Origin of the sequence: Clostridioides sp. ES-S-0010-02 (assembly GCA_020641055.1) — a bacterium.
Taxonomy (GTDB): Bacteria; Bacillota; Clostridia; order Peptostreptococcales; family Peptostreptococcaceae; genus Clostridioides.
Map to the genome: position 1 here is coordinate 2240481 of CP067345.1, position 20942 is coordinate 2261422.

Below are 20942 nucleotides of genomic sequence, written 5' to 3' on the forward strand. Positions count from 1 at the left end.
GTATATTATAAAGTAATAGAACAATTAAAATACTGATTACCCTATTTTGCAACTTACACAATTGTATATAAAAGATAAAAAATAATTATCATCAAATTCATAATTTTAAGGCTTAATGCATATAATTATATGTCGGTTAAAGGCGCATAAAAATAAAAGGAATTCATAAGTTATATGTTGTATAGATATTGTAGTAGATGTAATATGTAAGAAATTTCAGCACTATTTATATTCTGTACAAAAAGATACTTGAAGGGAGATTGAAAATGGGAATATTAGAAGGAGCTGCAATGATAAGAGAAATTGCAATTAAAATAGCCAAAGAAAAAGGTATTACAGAACAAAAGGCATGGCCTGAAGCTGTAAAAGAGTTTAAAGAAAAATATGAACTTGTGTTATAAATTTTGATTATAAAAAACTGTCTTGATTTTATTAAGACAGTTTTCATATTTTATGATGAAAATTTTATAAAAAGTTTAATGAAATAAGATTTAATTATTAAAAAAACAATTTAAAATTTATTTTATCTTTTATATTTTTAGCTATAAAACAAATTTGTTTTTAATACTGTTTTTGAGGTATAAATCTTATATATTAAAGATAAGATTTGGAGGTATTTAGTTTGGAAAGTAAACTTGAAAATAGATGTTCATGGCAAGAGTATTTTATGAGATTATGTGAGACAGTAGCTGAAAGAGGTACTTGTGACAGAGCTTATGTTGGAGCTATAATTGTTAACTCAGAAAACAGAATCGTATCTACTGGATACAATGGTAGTATATCTGGAGATAATCACTGTAGTGAAGTTGGTCATGAGATGAGAGATGGTCATTGTATTAGAACCATTCATGCCGAACAAAATGCCCTTTACTATTGTGCTAAAGAAGGCATATCAGTTAAAGATTGTTCTATTTATGTAACCCATTTTCCTTGTTTAAATTGTACTAAGGCCATAATTCAATCTGGAATTAAACATATCTACTATAAAACTGGATATAGGATGGATGAATATGCCTTGAGATTATTACAATCAAGCAATGTGTTATATACAAAATTGCAATTTTAATACTTACACATATTATTCTATAATTTTACAAAATATTTTATATTAGATAATTAAAGTATAAAAAGAAACAAAATTTTAAATTGTGCATATATTAAATAGAAGTTAAATTTAATCATAAAGGAGATGTATAATTTGAAAGTAGTAGTAATACCAGGGCACACTTTAACTGGGAAAGGTACAGGAGCTGTAGGATATATAAACGAAAGTAAAGAAACAAGAATAATGAATGACTTAATAGTTAAATGGCTTAAATTAGGAGGGGCTACTGTTTATACAGGAAAAGTTGATGCATCAAATAATCATTTAGCTGACCAATGTGCTATAGCAAATAAACAAGAAGCTGATTTAGCTGTTCAGATTCATTTTAATGCAAATGTTACAACTTCAACCCCAGAAGGTACAGAAACTATATATAAATCTAATAATGGAAAAGCATATGCAGAAAAGGTAAATGCTAAACTAGCTACAGTATTTAAAAATAGAGGTGCAAAATCTGATGTTAGAGATCTTTATTGGCTTAATCACACTAACGCAACAGCTATACTAATAGAAGTATGCTTTGTAGATAGCAAAGCGGATACAGATTACTATGTTAATAATAAAGATAAAGTTGCTAAGTTAATAGCAGAAGGAATATTAAATAAATCTATATCAAATTCTCAAGGGGGAGATAAAGTGTATGAAAATGTAATAGTTTATAAGGGGGACGCTGATAAAGTTGCTGCTCAAATTTTATACTGGCAATTGAAAGATGCTTTAGTAGTAGAAGCATCTAGCTATAAGCAAGGTTTAGGCAAAAAAGTTTATGTTGTAGGTGGAGAAGCTAATAATCTTGTAAAAGGTGATGTAATAATAAATGGTGCTGATAGATATGAAACTGTAAAATTAGCATTAAGACAAGTAGGTAAGTTATAAAATAGATATTATTTTATAAATATATAATAAAAAGATGTATCTACTTATTATGTTTATTCATCAATAGATACATCTTTATTTATTTGTACTTTATAAAGTATTTTCTGTAAAATTAGTTTAGTAAAGTTTTAAATTCACAGAAATACTAAAGCTTATCGTATTAATATTTTTTATCCGAAAAAATATTTTTAATTATAGTTAATATATCAACTATGACATCCATATTTGATTTAACGCTGTCTTTAGTAACAAGAAAGTCTGCTGTAACTTCAGTAACAGCCTCTGTTACATCTTTCATATTCTCGCCTACTTCTCCAAAACTATCTACAACACTAGGAAGATTATTTAAAGTTGTATTTATATTTTGAGTATTTTCATTTAATACATTTCCAACAGTATTTAAAATCTTATGTAATTTAGCAAGTACAATAATTAAATAAATTAAAGCGATACACCCAAGTATAGCTAATAATACATATATTATACTAATATTAATTGTTATTGTGTTATTCATTGTTATTCCTCAGTGACACTTACTGGTTCAACAATGTCTATTACTTTATCTTCCTCGCTAGAATCTTCAACACGTTTTTTATTATCTATATAATTTCTTATCTTTTGCTTTGATTCAATGAAATTTCCTTTTCTGTCTTCTAATTTCTCAGACATCTTACCTTTTACATCCACTGTTTTCATGTTTATTTTATCCGCAATTTGTTGAGATGCATCTTTTATATCTTCTCTTGTTTCTTTTCCTGATTTAGGTGCTAGTAATACTCCTCCAACTGCACCAGTAACAGCTCCTAATACGACACCAGCCGTTGCAATTTTAGCTTGTTTGGCTTTTTCAGCTCTTTGTTTAGCTTTTCTTTTATCTTCTATTTTTTTTGATAAGCTCATATCCAATCGCTCCTTATTATAATATTTCTAAATATTATAATACATTTTTTTCCATAATGATATAGTTTCTAACTAAATTTTTAAAAACTAATAAAAAGTTCTTTCTAGTATTTATATATATAATAAGAATTCTAAACTACATTCCAAAAATTCTATAATATAAGTATCTGAAAACTCTTTAATATAAGTCTCCTACTCTTTCACTGTATATCAAAAATTTTGATGCAGTTTCTAAATACAATTCTTCATTAGCGTTTAAACATCTTATTTCTTTTGTGCTAAATATCTCCATATTTTTAACCCTTTTAAATAAATTAATTAAAAAAACAATAAGAGAGGAATTAATCCTCTCTTTTAAATTTAATTAGATTTGGCAGGGCGGCGTATCCTGCATCTCTATTAACTACCCTATAAGCAGCGTATTGGGTGCCTTTTCCAACCTCAAATCTAATAAATAAATATTTACATATATATTTATATTATAACTTATTTGATAATATTTTTCAATGCTTTAGGAAAAATTAATAATATTATGTTAACCATCATATTGTAATACTCTTCCACTACTAATTCTACTTTCTAATTTTGCTTCTTTTATGGCGTATAATGAAGAGACATATAGATATCCCTTTTTTGTATCTAGTTCTGTAGCAACTAATATATAATCATCAAGTTTTTTTACAAATTCTACACTTTTACCAGGTTTTTTAGGATGACTTCCTATATACTCAGGAGATTTTAGCACTGTTTTTATAGTTTCTAGTATATCATTAAAAATGTCTTTACTCAATTGACCTCTATGTTTTTTCTTTATATGTTTTATAACACCAGAAGAAGCATAAATTTTACCAGTATATTTAATTCCAGCGAGTTCAGCTAATTCTTCATCTATGATTCCAACAACTTTGTCTGTAGACATATAAAGCACATTCCTTTCTAAGATAATTTATTGCTAAAATTATTAAAATTAAATATCTATATTTAAAGTATAGTTTATTCGAAAAAGAAAAGATAGTATAATATAGTTTTTTCATATCTGACCTTACATAACCTCTTTTTATATGATTTATAAATGGTAACTAAGGCTCTATTTTCAAATTATTTTTGGAAAATTTTTAGTTTTTTAAGCTTATATTATATATATATCATTTTTTACTTGAAAATATATATATTCTGAATTATTATAATAGTAAGAATTGAAATGAAATTAGGCAAGGCTGTTGAAAGATTTTATGATTAGATATGGAGAAAATATAGTAGACTTTTGTTTGTACAGAATAATAATGCATGTTTTATTTTAAAGTGTTCTATGATAATATTATTTTTATATATCAAATAAATTACCAACAGGAGGAAATTATGAACGCTCAACAAGAAGTATATAAAAAATTGGATGAACTAAATATATCTTATGAAATTGTAAATCATCCTGCAGTCTATACAATTGATGAAATGGAACAATTAAAAACACTACAAATGGAGTTTGTTGTAAAAAATTTATTCCTTCGTGATTCTAAGGGTAAAGAGCACTTTTTAGTTGTCTTAGGTAAAGATAAAAAAGCAGATTTAAAGGATATACGCCAAAAAATTGATAGTAAACCTCTTAGTTTCGCTTCTGAAGAAAGACTTGAAAAATATCTAAAACTTACTAAGGGAGCTGTAACACCTTTTGGTATACTAAATGATACTGATGCTATTGTAAAAATTGTATTTGATAAAGATTTATTGAAAATGGATAAAATAGGTATACATCCAAATGACAATACTGCCACTGTATTTTTAAAGTTTGAAGATTTAAAAAGGATTATAGAAAAAAATGGAAATGAAATATACTATGTAGAAGTATAGGTTTATTATTTTACATATAATAAATGATAGATAAAGTGGGTACCTCAAAATAAAAATTTGAGTCATCCACTTTTTTATACAAAAAATAGAAAGGGGGGTTCATAAGAACCCCTAGTATAATTCACACTACTTCCATAGATGAACTCTGTATTTTCAATGTTTAAATCGCCTTTTGGGACAATTGTGAATCATTTGAACTCAATCACGCATGTATCTCTTTTATTTTCTATTAAGTCATATCATCCCTAAGCGCATCAATAATATTTTCTCTTTTTATTTTACTAATGGCATACAACATTGTAATGAACACTATAAAGAGAACGACAAACACGCTGATTCCGATACTGGTCCATGGAAGTACAAAATCTATATCATCTTTGACCATTCCTTTATGAATTAGCCAGGAAGAAATTACAGCTATAGGAAGTCCAAAGAACAGCGACCTCATGCCATAAAAGGCACACTCAAAATTCATCATCTTCTGAAAATCGCGTTCAGACATTCCCACAGAGCGAAGCATGGCAAGTTCACGACGGCGTAGCTTGATATTTGTGGAAATTGTGTTGAATACATTGGCTACTGCAATCAGCGAGATCATAATTATAAAAGTATATGCGAACACGTTGGCAATAAAGATGTAATTACGGTTTTCGTCCATCATTCCATACATATTGTACAGGTTATACTCAGCCGTAATCCCTTCGATTTCGATGATTTTCTCCATTTCTGCAACTGACTGATTGGGATTCTTTGATTTAAAACTCAAGCTTTTAATTCCTTTAGAAATACTTGGAGTCTCAAACGAATCTTTGACCGAATAAGGTGCCAACACCCTGAAGCAGGCTTTCCTCATCTTTGAGTTTCTGACACCTGGTGGAGAATCAGGTGGCACGACTTTTACAAATGAAATGTTTACATTTTGCCTATCGACTGTGTTCGACTTGCTATCAGCTTCAGAAGTAAGTTTAAGATTTATGGAAGAATTTGTGAAGATATCAATAGTATGGTCATCCTCCACCATCATGGAAACGGCAATCATTTTTGCATTTTGCCCAGTGTACTCTTCTGTTGGCAACCCCAGACTTTTGATAATGTTCAGATACGTACTGTCATCAAGAAACTGCATATCTACTGGCATATCAACCGTTTCAGATGGCGAATGTGAACCCTCATAGTTCAAGTAATCATCTGTAAGTTCACTTACTTTAACAACACATGAATAGGTCATAAGTTCTTGATACAAGCCTTCATACACACCATTGGTAGTCTTCAGCTTATTGTATAGCTGTAGCATTTTACTGTCATTCATGTCCTGTGTGGAAAAAATGATGTCCTGGTCAGTAACCTCTGATGCCTGATTTGAAACTTGTTTCAAATCAGCTACCAAAGCACTGGTCGATATGAACAGCACTATACTTAAAACAAGCGATAGCACAATACTACGATAGCGTTTCTTGTTTCTTTTAAAATTCTTCAGCGCCAGAGTTCCCTCCAGACCGTAAATACGCTGTGCAAGCTTTGATATCCTTACTGCTTTGGATTCAATTTTCACCTCGTTCGTCTGGCGAATACACTCCATCACTGGTTTGCTGGCAGCCTTTCTAGCTGGAATATAAGCCGATATCAAGATGGTAACCATGCTGACCACTGCCGCAACAACGATTGCTGGGATGGACAACGTCAAGGTCAAAGGTACATTGGTGTAGAGAACATTTGCGAAATTTTTGGAGATAACAGAAATAACAAGTCCAATACTAACTATACCAACCGCAACACCAATTGGTATGCCAACAGCACCAATGCAAAGACCTTCAAATAAAACTGAATTACGTAGCTGCTTTGCTGTAGCTCCAACAGATGAAAGGATTCCAAACTGCTGTGTGCGTTCGTTCAACGACATGTTAAACGAATTATATATCAGAAAAATCGAGCCGAGCATGATTATGGCGACCACAATACCACCAACTGAGTACAAAAGCATATTGAACAAGTTATTGTCGGAAATACCCATGAAACGCAACACATTATCATTTAAAACGTAAGCATGGTCTCCAGTACTGTTTGTATATGAATGAACCTGACGTGGATTTTTCAACGTGACAAACAGGCTAAGGCTGTCAGCCTTGATTTGTGCATCCGCTTTGGTTATCAATGTGTATCCTGGTGCGGAAGATTCCTCAAAGACAGGCCTTTGGCAGGTACCAACAACTGTGTAGCTTCTCTCGCCTTGTGGAACAAGAGTTTCATCTCCAGCAGTATATTGGTCACTCTGACTAAGCTTCTCATTTCCATTCATACGGTTTCCCACAGGCAAAGAAATAGTGTCGCCCACTGCGAATTTGACACCGCCATCTGTTGCAACTTTACCCGAAACAAGAATCTCTCCACTGTTTTCAGGTAATCTGCCAGAAATCAAAGTTATAGGCAAAGTATCAAAGGCTTTTTCGCTGAATCCAGCTATAAAAAGATACGGTTTGTTTGGGTTTTTGTTGCCATCAAGCTTTGCATAGCCAATATTTTCAAATGTTGCGGTATTTGCAACTTTATCATTTCCTATCTGTTTCTGTACGAAAGAGGAATTAACATCCAAAAACTCAACATGCCAACCACCATATTTCTCAATCGAACCATTTACCATATAGTTTTGCAGGGAAATGGCAAGTGTAGCGACTGCTGTAATCATAGCAGCAGACAGAACAACTCCGATAACTGTTACAATCGTTCGTGTGCGTCTCTTTTTCATGTTTTGCAGTGCAACTTTGTTGAAAATGTTCATGGATATACCTACCTCCTTTCATCTCGCGTCACTTTGCCATCTGATATGCAGATAATGCGGTCTGCTTGCAGGGCTATATTTTCGTCATGCGTTACAATGATAAGGGTTTGACGATATTTTTTATTGCTTAATTTCAATAGATTGATAATTTCATGTCCATTTCGGCTGTCTAAACTACCTGTGGGTTCATCAGCAAGCATTACCGCTGGGGCATTCATTAAAGCACGTCCTATGGAAACACGCTGTTGCTGACCGCCAGAAAGCTGATTTGGTAAATGCGTTTTGCGGTCTTTTAGCCCAAGTAGGTCCATCAAGTCATTTAAGCGTTCCTCATTGACCTTTCGCTTGTCCATCAGTATAGGTAAAGTGATGTTTTCCACAACATTCAGAGTTGGAATAAGGTTATGAAATTGGTAAATCAGTCCGACTTGTCGCCTACGGAAAATGGCCAGCTTTTCATTGCTTTGGGCATATACATCCTGACCGTCCAAATACACCTTTCCGCTTGTTGGTACGTCCACTCCACCGATGATATGAAGTAATGTGGATTTTCCTGAGCCAGATGAACCAATGATTGCAGTAAACTCCCCCTTTTCTATTGTAAGCGAAACATTGTCAAGTGCGGTAACTTTGTTCTCGCCCTTGCCGTAGACCTTGCATAGATTTTCAATTTTTAAGAACTCCATTATGTAAGTCTCCTTTCTTATGGTTTAACCATATAATATAACTTTCAACTTACATCTGTGTGACTTTCAGGTGAGAGATTAGTCACTTTGGGAAACGAATTACAAATATCGCGCCACCTTTTTGGTGATTTTTTGCAGTAATCGTCCCTCCCTGTCGTGTTATAATTATTTTACAGAGTGCCAATCCAATCCCATATCCTGTGGCTTCTGCGTTTTTACCACGATAAAATCTATCAAACAAATAAGGTAAATCTTCTTTTTCAAATCCTGTGCCACTGTCATGGATAGTAATCTCAGTAAATAGCGGATTATCCTCACAAACAATCTCAATCTTCCCATTATCGCCTGCACTTTCCATACAATTTTTGAGGATATTCTGAATTGCTTCTGAAAGCCAACCCGAATCACCCTGAATAATCATTCCTTTAGGCACATCTATTTGTAAAGCAATGTTATGCAGTTCAATTGGAATTAGAAATGGTCGAAGTGAGTTGTATATCAAGTTGTTCACATCTATCTGCTCGCTTTGGAAAACTACAATACCTGCGTCTAAGCGAGATAACTTCAATAGGGAAGTAATCAACCAATCCATCTTTACAAATAATTCCTCTGTTTCCCTCACCAATGCCTTTCGTTGATTTTCATCAGAGCTATTTGATAGCAATGACAGAATAATATTCGCGGATGTAAGAGGTGTGCGGAGTTGGTGGGCTATGTCAGCCAACGAATCAGCAAGATGTTCTTTTTCTTTTTTCAGCGCATCGTTTTGTTCCCGAATACATAGTGTCATTTTTGTTATCTCGCTGTGCAGAATGGAAAGTTCGCCCTCGTCCGATTCACCAATATACAGATGGTCAGCATTATGAAGCACAAGATCAATTTGATTAGAAATCTGTGCAATATTTTTATATCGAGCTTTGGTAAAAGAGAAAAACGCTAAACCAAAGGCAGTAACAGAAATAATAGAAAGGATTCCCGCCACCATATTTATTGTAAATCCAAGCGTTACAGTGGTGACAGCCATTAAAGAGAACAAAATAGCAAACTGCTTAAACTCTCTATTTCGAAGCATAATCGTCCCCCAATCTATACCCTGTCCCACGAACAGTCAGAATTATTTGTGGGCTTGCTGGGTCGCTCTCTATCTTCTCCCTCAAGCGCTTTATGTACACAGTTAATGTATTATCATTGACAAACTCACCCGCCGCGTCCCATAATTCATCAAGGAGCCTGCTCCTCGTGATAATACTTTTGGGGTTATTAATAAACACCAACAACAAGCGGTACTCTAAAGCTGAAAGAAAAACCTCATTGCTGTTTTTTTTCACAACGCCACTTGCCATATCGACATGAAGCCCACAGATTTCAAAAGCCGCTTCTGAACGTCCGTTTTTTCGTAGGGCAGTTCCAATTCGCGCAATCAATTCACGTGGACGAAAAGGTTTTGTTATATAGTCATCTGCGCCTATATTCAGCCCAGTAACAACACTCGCCTCATCGCCTGAAGCTGTCAGAAAGATAACAGGAACATCTTGCATTTCTTTGATTTCTGTGCAAACTGTAAAACCATTTCCGTCAGGTAAGGAAATATCAATTAACGCCAAGTCAAATTTATTACTGGAAAGTATGGCAATAGCTTCACCTCGTGTAGGAGCGTGAGTGACTTCAAATCCTTCTGAGTGCAGCAAAAGCATAAGATTTTTAGCGATTGCTTTATCGTCCTCAACCAAAAATATTCGTTTCATTTGTTTTCACCATCCTTTACTTTACTATTTCTATATCGTCCATCAGCTGAAACAAATCACATATTCTTCATTTTTTTGTTTACTTAATCCGCTCAGCAGAGTAATTTCATATCACTATTATGTATGCAATTTCCCAATTTTTCAAGGGTTCTTTTGTTGTTATATAGCTCACGCGTAACACCTCCATTGCTATATTATATTTCTTTTGATGGAAATACACAAGTTGAGGTCTTGGTAAAACTGCTTTAACAAGCATCTTTACATTTGAAAATAGTTCTCCATAATGAAATCAATTTTCGAAAGTTCTCATTTTGCATTGTTATAGAAAGTAACCATATTCCTGTAAATACAGGTTTGATAAATGCCTTACCTATATTTACAGTGTCAAATGTACATGTTTATAGTGTAATAAAGAGGGTGAAAGCAACAAGTGCTTTCACCCTCTTTGAATATATAGCTTGTGTCACCCAATAGAATCCCATAATCACTTGCAACCAAAATTCCACTATTTTTTATTACTTTTTCCTTGCAGAAACAAGTAACATCATAGGTCTACGTAATTCATCTTTCATTTCAGGAATCGTATTTAATAATTTCCCTTCTGGTTGAGGTTCGATTATTTCTAATATCTCAAATCCAGTTTTAACTAAAGTATTTAGATAAGTAGTTAATGTTTTATGATATTTTATAACTTCTTCCCCTAAAAAATTTGATTTTCGAAGTCCCTCTATAAAATAGTTATCTACTGGCCAGTGTAAATTGTTTCCATCTTTATCACAGTACCATTCTTGAGCTCCATATGCAGTGAATATAGGATGTTCAACTGAAAATACAAAATCTCCTCCGCTTGAAAGACAATTGCTTATATTTTTACATATATCTTCAAATGATTGAATATAATGAAAAGCCAAAGAACTAATTACTACATCAAAGCAATCTTTTGGGAAGTCTATATCTTCAATAGGCATACATATGTATTTTATATTATCAAATTTGGTTTTATTTCTTGCTTCTTTTAGCATCTTTTCTGAAATATCAATTCCAATAGCAGACTCTGCACCATTTTCAACTGCATATTGACAGTGCCATCCAAAACCGCACCCTAAATCTAATACTCGTTTCCCCTCAAAATCAGGTAACATTTTTTTTAGAGTATGCCATTCTCCAGCACCTTCAAGACCTTTTTTAGAGCGTTCCATATCACTGTATTTACAAAAAAATTCATCATTATCATATTTATTTTGTTTCATTTAATTTCCTCCATTTTAACTGTACTTGTTTAACTATATTTGCCAAAATATAAAATGCAAATCTTCACTACTTTACACAATAACATTTTTTAAATTTATAAAATTAAATTATTATTTATATGAATTAATTTAATATCTATTATTAATAAATTTTGTGCCTATATAATTTATATAAAACATTACTGTTTTAATTTTATATCTTAATTTACAAATAATCAATACAATCTATTTAATATAATCGATTACTTGAAAAATTCAAATATAAAAATTATTTTTAAATTATTGTAGAAATAAATTCTATAGGTATATATTTTTGTAACAACTACAACAAATATTTAATATTATATATTATTCGGATGTCTTATGGGAGGTATTTATTATGTTTAAAAAAATAATCGCAATTGCAAGTTCTATTGTTATGAGCACAATATGCTTAACTGGATGTGATTTTAACTCTAATGATGAAAATGATAAGTCTGCTTCATCTAAAGACTTAGATAAAGTAACTATTGCAGAAGTTACTCATTCTGTTTTTTATGCCCCACAATATGCTGCTATTACAAAAGGATTCTTCGAGGATGAAGGAATAAAGATTGACCTTATAAATACTCAAGGTGCGGATAAAACTATGGCAGCTTTAATTTCAGGTGAAGCAAATGTAGGCTTAATGGGTCCTGAAGCTTCCATATATGTATATAATCAAAACAAAAACGATTATGCTGTAAACTTTGCACAATTAACTAAAAGAGATGGTAGTTTTTTAGTTGCCAGAGAAAAGATGCCTAATTTCTCATATGATGATTTAAAAGGAAAAGAAATATTAGGTGGTAGAAAAGGTGGCGTTCCACTAATGACTTTTGAATATGTTCTAAAAGACAAAGGACTTACTATTGGAGAAAATTTAAAAGCAGGCAATGTCAACGTAAGAACTGATGTACAAAAATCAGTCTGTTTATAACTGTGATTTATAGCATCTAAAATACATATAATATAATTATTACTAAATTTAATGTCAAGATAATATAAAAAGACATAGATGAATTACTCTTCATTCATGTCTTTTTTGTATTATTATTTTTTTCATATATTTCTATATTATATATTAATTAACTTGATGTTTTCTAAAGTTATTCTTAACAAAAGGTAAAAAAATAATTGATAATATTAAACCTGTAAAAATAATCATTGTAGGTAAATCTATTATTAAGTTTCCAAATCTGTAGTTTACATACTCAGAAAATGAGAATGAAATAGCATTTGATGGTAAAATTCGAAGAATCTGATTATATAGCCAATTTGTCTCACTATATTTTAAGAACAGTGGTATAAATAGTAACACCATATCTGTAATTAAAACGGGAAAAGGCGATTTCATGCAAGTAGATAATAAAAGTGTAAATCCAATTAATGCTATTAATATCATATAGATAACTAAAATACTCAATAAAGTTGCTTGTAAAAATGTAACTGGGTATGGTGTTGAGCTTACTGTAAGTTGTAATGGTAAATTCCATCCATCTACTCCAAAAGACAATATAAGAATTCCAATAGATATAATTGTATTTATTATAAAAACAATTGTCCCAAATAAAAAGGAACTTATTATTTTAGCTGTTATAACTTTTGTTTTTCCATATTTAGAAGACAATATCACTGAATCAGTACCTGATTGATATTCTCCTGAAAATACAGAAGCTATACTTATACAGATAGCCAATATAGTGAAAATTAGTAAGTCTCTACCCAGTAAAAAATAATTCCAGCCTTCATAATATCCATTTAAATAGGGTTCATTTATTTTCTTATTCTTAGATAACCAAAACTCTTTTTCTTTTTGTGCATAATTTCCATCTGAATATTCACTGTTTAATATTGTATTTACTTTTTCATTTCTAAACTTATAAAAATTAGTTCTATTTTTTAATGATATTGATTGAAGTATCATAGAATTAAAATCATTTGGTGCATTATATGATTCTGTTATAAAGTTATAAAATGTTTTGTTTGGATAAAAGAATCTCCAATAAACACCTTGCTTAAAACTTGAAAATCCATTTTCATCTTTTACAATATTATTTGGATTATTAAAATTTTTTTGATATTCTCTGATTGAGTTTTCTATTTTTTTATCTGTTATGTATCCCTCGTTTAATTTAGATTGTTGTTTTGAAAGTTCAATAGCTTGTAGCCCTCTATACTCTTTACCATTCTCATCATAGGATTTTTCTTTGAGTGGCATTAAGGCAAAAAGAAATATACTTAAAATCAAGCTTCCTAAAACAACTGCTATTGTAGACTTTCTTTTTATTATCTTTTTTAATTCAAACTTAATTAATGTAGACATATTTATCCCCTCACACATATTTATTGTACTTCATTAAAACAATATAAATATAAATCTTCTAATGTTGGTCTTAGATTACATGCATTATCATGTGGTTTTATATCACTTATAATTCTAAGAGTGGCAACACCTCCAGAGTGATGAATATTTACCAAACAATATTTACTAGCCATATAATCTACTTCATTTTCATTAACCACACATTTCCATACTTTATCTTCTATTTTTGATGTTACTGCTTCCACTGAACCATCCAAAATGAGATTCCCTTTTTTCAGTATTAAAATTTTATCTGCAATATGTTCTACATCAGATACAATATGAGTAGATAAAATTACAATTTTTTCCTTGGAGAATTCTGAAATCAAATTACGAAAACGGACTCTTTCTTTTGGGTCTAAACCAGCTGTTGGCTCATCTAATATTAAAATTTTAGGGTCATTAAGCAATGTCTGAGCAAACCCAAGTCTTTGTTTCATACCACCAGAAAATGTTCTTATTTTTTTATTAACGACACCTGACAATCCAACCAACTCTAATAATTCTTGCGATTTTTCTTTTGCGTAACTAGGAGTTAACCCTTTCAATGAAGCTATATATAACATAAACTCTTTTGCAGTAAAGTCTGGATAATATCCAAATTCTTGAGGAAGATATCCAATCATATCTCTAAAATCTTCTCCCATATCCAAATTATTTTTACCATCTATCTTCACTTCTCCAGAGGTTGGGCTTAATACTCCGCAAATCATTCTTATAAGAGTTGTTTTTCCTGCTCCATTTTCTCCTAAGAATCCATATATACCTTCATTTAGCTTGAATTCTATCCTATCTACTATAATTTTGTTATCATATTGTTTTGTTAGACATTCTAAACTTAGTTCCATACAATTCCTCCTAATACTATATATTGTTATTTATTATTTAGATAATAATGTTTTCAAATGAACAAAGATGTTTCCATGTTTTTTTTATTTCATGTATTAATATTACTGATGTCACTAAAAAAATAATTAACCATTGCTCTATTGATTCAAATTGATATATACTGTTTTTAAAAGTACCAAGCATAAATATTAACAAGACAAGAGATGTACCATAAATCATACAATAGTAATTTGTATACTTACCTCTATTTCTATTTATAATTTCTAAGCATCCAATACACATTAAGTTAAAAGGTACTAATATATAAATTATTATATACAAGGTATTGATATCAATTATTTGTTTTGCTAGTAATAAAATAACGCACATAAATAATAAATCACTTACTCCAAAAACAATCATTCTAGTAGCAATAATTTTATGTAATGTATTTTTTGTTGAAAATTCTATTTCCAATACACTATTGTTATATACTTTTGCTATCTCCTCTATATTAGTCAATATAAAAAGTGGAACTGCTACAGAAACCAAGGATAATATTTCATAAAATGAGTTATTATCTCTTGATGTATTGAATAGTAATGCACATATTGTACATAACACTAGAAATTGTATAATCCAGGTTCTTTTTCGTATAAAACCAATTTGAGAGATAAAAAAATCTATACTATTCATCCTTTTATCAGCGTTACTAAACGTCATTTTATGTATTGTTTTAATAGTCTTTTCAAAAGCTGAAACTTCATATTTAGGAACTGTATACTCCATTAAACTTTTTTTGATTTTTTTCTTATTCATACTTTGCCTCCTTCCATATATACCTCTAATTTTTTTAAGGCCATACTCATCCTATACTTTGTAACAGATACACTGGAATCCATAATTTTAGCAATATCCTTAAATTTCAAATCATGATAATACCGCAAAATTACTACTTCAAATTCTGTTTCTGGCAATTTAGTCAAGGCTTCTTTTACAAATATTTTGTTTTCTACATCTACTAATTCTTGTTTAGATTCTTCTTTGTCTAGTGACTCTAAATATAGGGGTTGTTTTTTCTTCCAAAAATCCTTACACCTATTTCTAGCAATAACATATAAATAATTTTCAAATTTACCATAGTGTTTATAATTACTTATATTTTTTATAACTGTTACAAATACATCTTGAGTTAAGTCCTGTGCAGTCATTTGATTATCTACATGGCGATAACAATAACAATAGACGCTATTATAATATTTCTCTATTAAAGTATCAAACAATTCTTTTTTACCTGTTTTTATTTGTGCTATAATCCTAGAATCATTCACTATTATCACCTCCATAACTCTATATAACGATTAAAACAAAGATAATCTTCAAATGACTTTATACCTTTAGATAATGCCCTATTTATTCCTTGTTTTGCTGTTTTGTTTAACGCTAAACTCTTATTGATAACTATTTTAAATTTAAGTATAATATATAAAACTAAATATTGATTATAATTTAATTATCCTCTCTTAAAATATCCTGTTTATAAATTTTAATATCCTCTTCAAGAGCTTCTTGTGAGTCACTATTTAATTCCTTATTTATGTATATCTTGTCTATAAAAAGTTTAAGCTTTCCTCTATAAGATAATTTGAATATAATGTATGCAATACAACCACCTAAAGTATTCATTATCAAATCATCTATATCTACAGCTCTTAACTGTGGAACTATAGACATGCAGTTCATAATTAATTGAATAGTTTCTATTGATAATGATATTAAAAAGCTAACTATAATTGTTTTTTTAAAATTTCTTAAACTTGATTTTATTAAACATAGATATAATGTAAATGGTAATAACAACAAAGTGTTGCCAATTAAATTATTTTTTATAAGATTTATATTTGTATACTTATTTTCTATGAAATCTCTAAATGGCAATAGATTTATATTCATTTTTTCATAAATCGTAAATCCTGAGAAATAATTTTCATCTGTATCTATTGGCAAAATGACTAAACTTATTAATATAAATAAATAAAGTATAAATATGTTGACCATTATTTCTTTTAAAAAAATATACTTCTCTTTATTCTTATACTTATTTATAAGTACAATTACCCTAACTATTACCCATATTGGTAATCCACACACAAATAACTTCATTATATCAAATTTCATAATCTACCTCCTTAGTATTTGTAATTTGAAAACTTTAAGTAATTTTATCCTTATAAAATTGATTTATCTAGTGTAAATTACTTCTACTATCTTATATAACGATTTACAGTTTCAAAAAGTCAGTATTAAAAAATTATTTTATAAAATATATTCTTTAATATTTATCAATAATAATTTGAAACTTATATACTATCTGAAAATAAAAATAAAAGCTCTCTCCAAATATTTTATATATTTAGAGGTAGCTTTTATTTTTAATAACTATATTTGATTTGGATAATCTAAGGTAGTGTTTATATAAAGTTTATATTTTATTTGAAAGTATAAATGTATCGTACATCAGTAATTTTTTTATCCATAATCTCAATAGTATATACATCATTATTACAATAAAATCCATGTTTCTCATAAAATTTTCTCGCTCTCTGGTTTTCTTCTAATACCCAAAGATAAATATTACTAAATCCTGACAATCTCATATCATCTAGAGCACTTTGAAATATTTCATTTCCAACACCTTTTCCAAAATACTGAGGAAGTAAATACAATGAAACTATCTCGCCCCAATCTTTTAAAGTATCATCCCTTGAGTTGCCATAAGCAATACAACCAATTGGTTTATTATTATCAAAAATCATTTTAGCTGTTATTTTATTGTTTCCAATTAAATCTTTAAAAGTTTCAACCCAAAAATCGTCCTTTAAATCGTCTAAATAACTCTGTGGTATAATTCCCTTATATGCTGTTTTCCAACTTTGAGCATAAATCTTACTTATATTTTCTACATCATCTATTACAGCGTTTCTAATTTCCATCTTCTCCTCCTTAAACATAAAATATTTATGATAGTTATTTTCTATTTTATAATCTTTTATAGTAATAAATTTTAAAAATTATATAACTTACTTTAGTAAGAGTATACCAGTTTTCTTTTATACAATAAATTAAATTTTAAAATAATACTGATATTTCAAATCTTAACAATATTTTATAAGAAATTATCATATGTAATCTAAGTTTTAATGAGTATATTATTAGTTAAAGATTTATTATAAATTAACTAGTGAAGTTTTAATGTTAAGTTTTTAAATATATTTGTCCTATTTTATATCATAAAGAAGTGCTAATTACTAGCAACTTCCTTATTTGAGTTTTGTACTTTTAATTGTCTATCTATCATTATTTTTTCTATTGCTTTATATATTCTATCATCTTTATCCTGTTTTTCTCCTATTGTAAACTTTCTTCCTAGTGTTGTTTCAGGAGATACTACATGGCATACAGTATTTCCATGTAGTACTGTCATGGATATTTTATAACCATTATCGTCTGTTGGAACATCTACATCATCATCAAAGTATGTTATAGTAGTTGTACCATCCAAATCTTTTTCTATCTTTGGCATGCAAATCCCCTCCTCTCTTATATTTTATGTATATTAAAAATTGTCCTATTCTTAATTAATATTTATAAGTATTTAAGTAGTGTAATTTATGAAAAACAGCAATATATATCCAAAATACTCCATACAGTTAAGCACTTAATTAGATACTTTATGTAGTAAATTAAAACCATTATACTCTAATAAAATTAAGTGCTAAACTATGATATACTAAATATAAAAAAATTATATAATTAATAACTTTAATACTTAAGATTTAATATTTAAGTTGATTTTCAATACTAAATCTATACTTTATTATGCTAGTTAATTTGTGCATAAAAAGAGAGGAAGAATTATTTTAAAATAGGTATTATAAAAAGTACAAGGAGCTGATTTTATGGAATGGATTGAAAAACTAAACAAAGCAATTAACTATATTGAAGAAAACATAACAAAAGAAATTGAATATGAACAACTGTCAAAAATAGCTTGTTGTTCTACATATCATTTTCAAAGGATGTTTGCTTATATGGCAGATGTACCTCTTTCTGAGTATATTCGACGTAGACGTATGTCTTTGGCTGCTGTAGAATTACAAAATGATAATAAAAAAATAATTGATGTAGCTTTGAAATATGGATACACTTCTCCAACAGCATTCAATCGTGCCTTTAAAAGTATTCATGGTATTGCACCATCAATTATACAAAAAGGAGAAACAATAAATTTAAAGGCCTTTCCTCCAATTAGCTTTAAAGTTACTATAAAAGGAGCTGAAGAAATGAATTATAGAATTGAAAAGAAAGAAGAATTTCGTATTGTTGGTGTATCTCAACGCCTTCACACTGAGTTAGAAAAAAACTTTGAGATTGTTCCAAAAATGTGGCAACAATCTGCATTAGATGGAACTATTCAAAAACTGTTACCTATGATGAATAGCCAACCAAAAGGTGTATTAGGTGTAAGTGTGTGTAATGATTCAGAAGAGTGGAAATACTTTATCTCTGTTGCAAGCACAGAATCCATAGATGATAAATTAGATGAATATACTATTTCACCTTTTACTTGGGCAATATTTTCTGGAGAAGGACAATGCCCACAAGCTATACAAGAACTAGAAAAACGTATTGTAACAGAATGGTTACCTACTTCCGGATATGAGTATGACAATGGTCCTGATATTGAACTTTACTTAAATCCAGACCCACAAAATTCTAAGTTTGAAGTATGGATACCTGTTATAAAAAAATAGCCTATAAATTTAATTTATATAGATATATAGAAATAGAAAGATAGAATTTATGCAAAAGTGAAGTTCTATTTATAATAACAAAGACTTGAATATATATGTGAAAATAAACATGTTAAAAAATAAAATCTATTTTTTACATGTTTATTTTTTATGTTTTAAATATAATCAGTTTACTGCTGAATATAATATATTCAAGGAGTGTGATTTAATGAATGTTTCTATTTATCTGCGAAAAAGCAGAGCTGATGAAGAAGCAGAACACAGAGGTGAGTTTGAAACCTTAGGTAGACATAAAACAACACTACTAAAACTAGCAAAAGAACAAAACTTAAATGTAATTGATGTTAAAGAGGAACTTATTTCTGGAGAAAGTATAGAATATAGGCCTAAGATGTTAGAGCTACTAGATGAAGTTAAAAGTAATAATTATGATGCTGTTTTAGTAATGGATATTGACCGTTTAGGACGTGGAAATATGCAAGACCAAGGATTAATATTAGATACTTTTAAAAAGTCTCAAACAAAAATTATTACTCCTAGGAAAACTTATGATTTGAATGACGAATTTGATGAAGAATATTCTGAATTTGAAGCTTTTATGGCTCGTAAAGAATTAAAACTAATATCTAGGCGTATGCAAAGAGGTAAAATTAAAAGTATTGAAGAAGGTAAGTTTATTGCTCAGTCTCCTCCCTATGGATATGATATTAAATACTTAAACAATAAAGAAAGAATTCTTGTAGTAAATAAAGATAAAGCAAATGTTATTAAAATGATATTCGATATGTATTTAAAAGGAATTGGAGCCTGTAAAATATCCAAGTATCTAAATGAACTTGGTTATAAAACCACAACAGGTAGAACTTGGTATGAAAAAGGTGTAAGAGATATTATAAAAAATAAAGTATATTGTGGCTACATAGTATGGAATAAAGTTGAGAGAAAAAGAAATTCTAGTAGGACTAGAGGCATCGAGGAACAAATGGAAGTAAAAGGAAAACATGAACCAATAATAAGCGAAGAAATATGGAATAAAGCGCAAGATATAAGAAAAAAACGCAGTAACTCACCTACTCCAAACAATAAAATAACCAATCCTTTAGCTGGAATTATAAAATGTGGATATTGTGGTCATACTTTAGTTGCAAAATCTAATACAACATCAAAAGGATATGAAAAATATATAGTCTGCACTAATTGTAAAAACAAATCTACTAAATTATACATATTAGAAAATAAAGTTTTAGAGGTTTTAAGTAAATGGCTAACAGATTATAAGCTATCTTTGAAAGAAGAACTTGTTTTTAAAGATAAATTTGAAGATAATTTAAAATGTACTCTAACATCCTTAAAAAAAGAACTTGAGAACCTAGAGAAACAAAAGGGAGGATTACATGATTTTTTAGAACAAGGAATATATAGTTCAGATGTATTTATAGAACGTTCAAATATACTTACATCACGTATAGAAGATGTTAAAAATTCTATAAATAAAGTAAATATAGATATTAAAATAGCAAAGGAAAAAAGCACTGTTAGAATGCAAATTATTCCTCAACTTGAAAAAGTTTTAAGAGAATACACAGAAGAGAAAGAGCCTTATCTGAAAAATATATTACTTAAAACTATAATTGACCATGTTGTATATAAAAAAGAGCCTAATCAAAAATGCGATGATTTTTCTTTAATACTATACCCCATTATATCAAAAGATTAATTGTATATTTCAAT

21 protein-coding genes are annotated in these 20942 nt (G+C 29.5%); 6 read left to right on the forward strand and 15 right to left on the reverse strand.

Annotated features, from left to right (window positions below):
• Positions 1 to 622: 622 nt before the first annotated feature.
• Together JJC01_10150 and JJC01_10155 are read left to right on the forward strand one after the other, a co-directional pair.
• On the forward strand, positions 623 to 1066 hold the full coding sequence (locus JJC01_10150) for a cytidine/deoxycytidylate deaminase family protein (GenBank protein UDN56562.1): 444 nt from the start codon (positions 623 to 625) through the stop codon (positions 1064 to 1066).
• 132 nt (positions 1067 to 1198) lie between these two features.
• A complete protein-coding gene (locus JJC01_10155; protein UDN56563.1) occupies positions 1199 to 1981 on the forward strand; it encodes an N-acetylmuramoyl-L-alanine amidase in 783 nt (260 codons plus the stop codon).
• Positions 1982 to 2141: 160 nt separating this feature from the next.
• Here JJC01_10155 and JJC01_10160 read toward each other — a convergent pair whose 3' ends face one another.
• The 3 genes from JJC01_10160 to JJC01_10170 all read right to left on the reverse strand — a co-directional run bounded on the left by JJC01_10160 (position 2142) and on the right by JJC01_10170 (position 3800).
• Positions 2142 to 2495, reverse strand: a complete 354-nt coding sequence (locus JJC01_10160; GenBank protein ID UDN56564.1) for a hypothetical protein — start codon at positions 2493 to 2495, stop codon at positions 2142 to 2144.
• A 2-nt stretch (positions 2496 to 2497) separates the two neighbouring features.
• A complete protein-coding gene (locus tag JJC01_10165) occupies positions 2498 to 2881 on the reverse strand; it encodes a YtxH domain-containing protein (protein ID UDN56565.1) in 384 nt (127 codons plus the stop codon).
• A gap of 535 nt (positions 2882 to 3416) precedes the next feature.
• Positions 3417 to 3800 (reverse strand): hypothetical protein, encoded by a 384-nt coding sequence (locus JJC01_10170; GenBank protein UDN56566.1) that lies wholly within the window; start codon positions 3798 to 3800, stop codon positions 3417 to 3419.
• 437 nt (positions 3801 to 4237) lie between these two features.
• Between JJC01_10170 and JJC01_10175 the strand changes: the two genes are divergently transcribed.
• Positions 4238 to 4729 (forward strand): prolyl-tRNA synthetase associated domain-containing protein, encoded by a 492-nt coding sequence (locus JJC01_10175; GenBank protein UDN60156.1) that lies wholly within the window; start codon positions 4238 to 4240, stop codon positions 4727 to 4729.
• Positions 4730 to 4958: 229 nt separating this feature from the next.
• Here JJC01_10175 and JJC01_10180 read toward each other — a convergent pair whose 3' ends face one another.
• From JJC01_10180 to JJC01_10200, 5 genes are all read right to left on the reverse strand, one after another.
• The gene (locus tag JJC01_10180; protein UDN56567.1) at positions 4959 to 7505 is read right to left on the reverse strand and encodes an ABC transporter permease; all 2547 of its coding nucleotides are present in this window, start codon (positions 7503 to 7505) and stop codon (positions 4959 to 4961) included.
• Positions 7506 to 7513: 8 nt separating this feature from the next.
• Positions 7514 to 8191 carry an ABC transporter ATP-binding protein gene (locus JJC01_10185; protein ID UDN56568.1) on the reverse strand — a complete coding sequence of 226 codons (678 nt, stop codon included), beginning with the start codon at positions 8189 to 8191 and terminating at the stop codon, positions 7514 to 7516.
• Positions 8192 to 8273: 82 nt separating this feature from the next.
• The gene (locus JJC01_10190) at positions 8274 to 9263 is read right to left on the reverse strand and encodes a HAMP domain-containing histidine kinase (GenBank protein UDN56569.1); all 990 of its coding nucleotides are present in this window, start codon (positions 9261 to 9263) and stop codon (positions 8274 to 8276) included.
• Positions 9250 to 9936: a response regulator transcription factor gene (locus tag JJC01_10195; GenBank protein UDN56570.1), complete on the reverse strand. Its 687-nt coding sequence runs from the start codon at positions 9934 to 9936 to the stop codon at positions 9250 to 9252. The genes JJC01_10190 and JJC01_10195 overlap by 14 nt, the downstream gene beginning before the upstream one ends.
• A 515-nt stretch (positions 9937 to 10451) precedes the next feature.
• Positions 10452 to 11186: a class I SAM-dependent methyltransferase gene (locus JJC01_10200; GenBank protein UDN56571.1), complete on the reverse strand. Its 735-nt coding sequence runs from the start codon at positions 11184 to 11186 to the stop codon at positions 10452 to 10454.
• 379 nt (positions 11187 to 11565) lie between these two features.
• Between JJC01_10200 and JJC01_10205 the strand changes: the two genes are divergently transcribed.
• Positions 11566 to 12144, forward strand: coding sequence for an ABC transporter substrate-binding protein (locus JJC01_10205; GenBank protein ID UDN56572.1), 579 nt, complete (start codon positions 11566 to 11568; stop codon positions 12142 to 12144).
• A gap of 144 nt (positions 12145 to 12288) precedes the next feature.
• Here JJC01_10205 and JJC01_10210 read toward each other — a convergent pair whose 3' ends face one another.
• The 7 genes from JJC01_10210 to JJC01_10240 form a co-directional block, all read right to left on the reverse strand.
• On the reverse strand, positions 12289 to 13530 hold the full coding sequence (locus JJC01_10210; GenBank protein UDN56573.1) for an ABC transporter permease subunit: 1242 nt from the start codon (positions 13528 to 13530) through the stop codon (positions 12289 to 12291).
• Positions 13531 to 13550: 20 nt separating this feature from the next.
• Positions 13551 to 14417 (reverse strand): ABC transporter ATP-binding protein, encoded by an 867-nt coding sequence (locus JJC01_10215; GenBank protein UDN56574.1) that lies wholly within the window; start codon positions 14415 to 14417, stop codon positions 13551 to 13553.
• Between the two features lie 37 nt (positions 14418 to 14454).
• Complete coding sequence (locus JJC01_10220; GenBank protein UDN56575.1) at positions 14455 to 15216, reverse strand: hypothetical protein; 762 nt, start codon at positions 15214 to 15216, stop codon at positions 14455 to 14457.
• On the reverse strand, positions 15213 to 15728 hold the full coding sequence (locus JJC01_10225; GenBank protein UDN56576.1) for an RNA polymerase sigma factor: 516 nt from the start codon (positions 15726 to 15728) through the stop codon (positions 15213 to 15215). Before JJC01_10225 ends, JJC01_10220 begins: the two co-directional genes overlap by 4 nt.
• A 178-nt stretch (positions 15729 to 15906) precedes the next feature.
• Positions 15907 to 16575, reverse strand: coding sequence for a VanZ family protein (locus JJC01_10230; GenBank protein ID UDN56577.1), 669 nt, complete (start codon positions 16573 to 16575; stop codon positions 15907 to 15909).
• Positions 16576 to 16886: 311 nt separating this feature from the next.
• Complete coding sequence (locus tag JJC01_10235; protein UDN56578.1) at positions 16887 to 17390, reverse strand: GNAT family N-acetyltransferase; 504 nt, start codon at positions 17388 to 17390, stop codon at positions 16887 to 16889.
• Positions 17391 to 17698: 308 nt separating this feature from the next.
• A complete protein-coding gene (locus JJC01_10240; GenBank protein UDN56579.1) occupies positions 17699 to 17980 on the reverse strand; it encodes a hypothetical protein in 282 nt (93 codons plus the stop codon).
• 376 nt (positions 17981 to 18356) lie between these two features.
• Here JJC01_10240 and JJC01_10245 point away from each other — a divergent pair, with 376 nt between their 5' ends.
• Both JJC01_10245 and JJC01_10250 read left to right on the forward strand, forming a co-directional pair.
• Positions 18357 to 19211 carry an AraC family transcriptional regulator gene (locus JJC01_10245; protein UDN56580.1) on the forward strand — a complete coding sequence of 285 codons (855 nt, stop codon included), beginning with the start codon at positions 18357 to 18359 and terminating at the stop codon, positions 19209 to 19211.
• Between the two features lie 208 nt (positions 19212 to 19419).
• Entirely contained in the window at positions 19420 to 20928 is a 1509-nt protein-coding gene (locus tag JJC01_10250) for a recombinase family protein (GenBank protein ID UDN56581.1), read from the forward strand.
• Positions 20929 to 20942 lie beyond the last annotated feature (14 nt).

Excerpts from the sequence above, each read along its gene's own strand:
- JJC01_10170 (UDN56566.1), bottom strand. The coding sequence starts at position 3,800 with ATGTCTACAGACAAAGTTGTTGGAATCATAGATGAAGAATTAGCTGAA.
- JJC01_10180 (UDN56567.1), bottom strand. The coding sequence starts at position 7,505 with ATGAACATTTTCAACAAAGTTGCACTGCAAAACATGAAAAAGAGACGC.
- JJC01_10215 (UDN56574.1), bottom strand. The coding sequence starts at position 14,417 with ATGGAACTAAGTTTAGAATGTCTAACAAAACAATATGATAACAAAATT.
- JJC01_10240 (UDN56579.1), bottom strand. The coding sequence starts at position 17,980 with ATGCCAAAGATAGAAAAAGATTTGGATGGTACAACTACTATAACATAC.
- JJC01_10210 (UDN56573.1), bottom strand. The coding sequence starts at position 13,530 with ATGTCTACATTAATTAAGTTTGAATTAAAAAAGATAATAAAAAGAAAG.
- JJC01_10220 (UDN56575.1), bottom strand. The coding sequence starts at position 15,216 with ATGAATAAGAAAAAAATCAAAAAAAGTTTAATGGAGTATACAGTTCCT.
- JJC01_10245 (UDN56580.1), top strand. The coding sequence starts at position 18,357 with ATGGAATGGATTGAAAAACTAAACAAAGCAATTAACTATATTGAAGAA.
- JJC01_10160 (UDN56564.1), bottom strand. The coding sequence starts at position 2,495 with ATGAATAACACAATAACAATTAATATTAGTATAATATATGTATTATTA.
- JJC01_10195 (UDN56570.1), bottom strand. The coding sequence starts at position 9,936 with ATGAAACGAATATTTTTGGTTGAGGACGATAAAGCAATCGCTAAAAAT.
- JJC01_10165 (UDN56565.1), bottom strand. The coding sequence starts at position 2,881 with ATGAGCTTATCAAAAAAAATAGAAGATAAAAGAAAAGCTAAACAAAGA.
- JJC01_10205 (UDN56572.1), top strand. The coding sequence starts at position 11,566 with ATGTTTAAAAAAATAATCGCAATTGCAAGTTCTATTGTTATGAGCACA.
- JJC01_10185 (UDN56568.1), bottom strand. The coding sequence starts at position 8,191 with ATGGAGTTCTTAAAAATTGAAAATCTATGCAAGGTCTACGGCAAGGGC.
- JJC01_10200 (UDN56571.1), bottom strand. The coding sequence starts at position 11,186 with ATGAAACAAAATAAATATGATAATGATGAATTTTTTTGTAAATACAGT.
- JJC01_10250 (UDN56581.1), top strand. The coding sequence starts at position 19,420 with ATGAATGTTTCTATTTATCTGCGAAAAAGCAGAGCTGATGAAGAAGCA.
- JJC01_10230 (UDN56577.1), bottom strand. The coding sequence starts at position 16,575 with ATGAAATTTGATATAATGAAGTTATTTGTGTGTGGATTACCAATATGG.
- JJC01_10190 (UDN56569.1), bottom strand. The coding sequence starts at position 9,263 with ATGCTTCGAAATAGAGAGTTTAAGCAGTTTGCTATTTTGTTCTCTTTA.
- JJC01_10235 (UDN56578.1), bottom strand. The coding sequence starts at position 17,390 with ATGGAAATTAGAAACGCTGTAATAGATGATGTAGAAAATATAAGTAAG.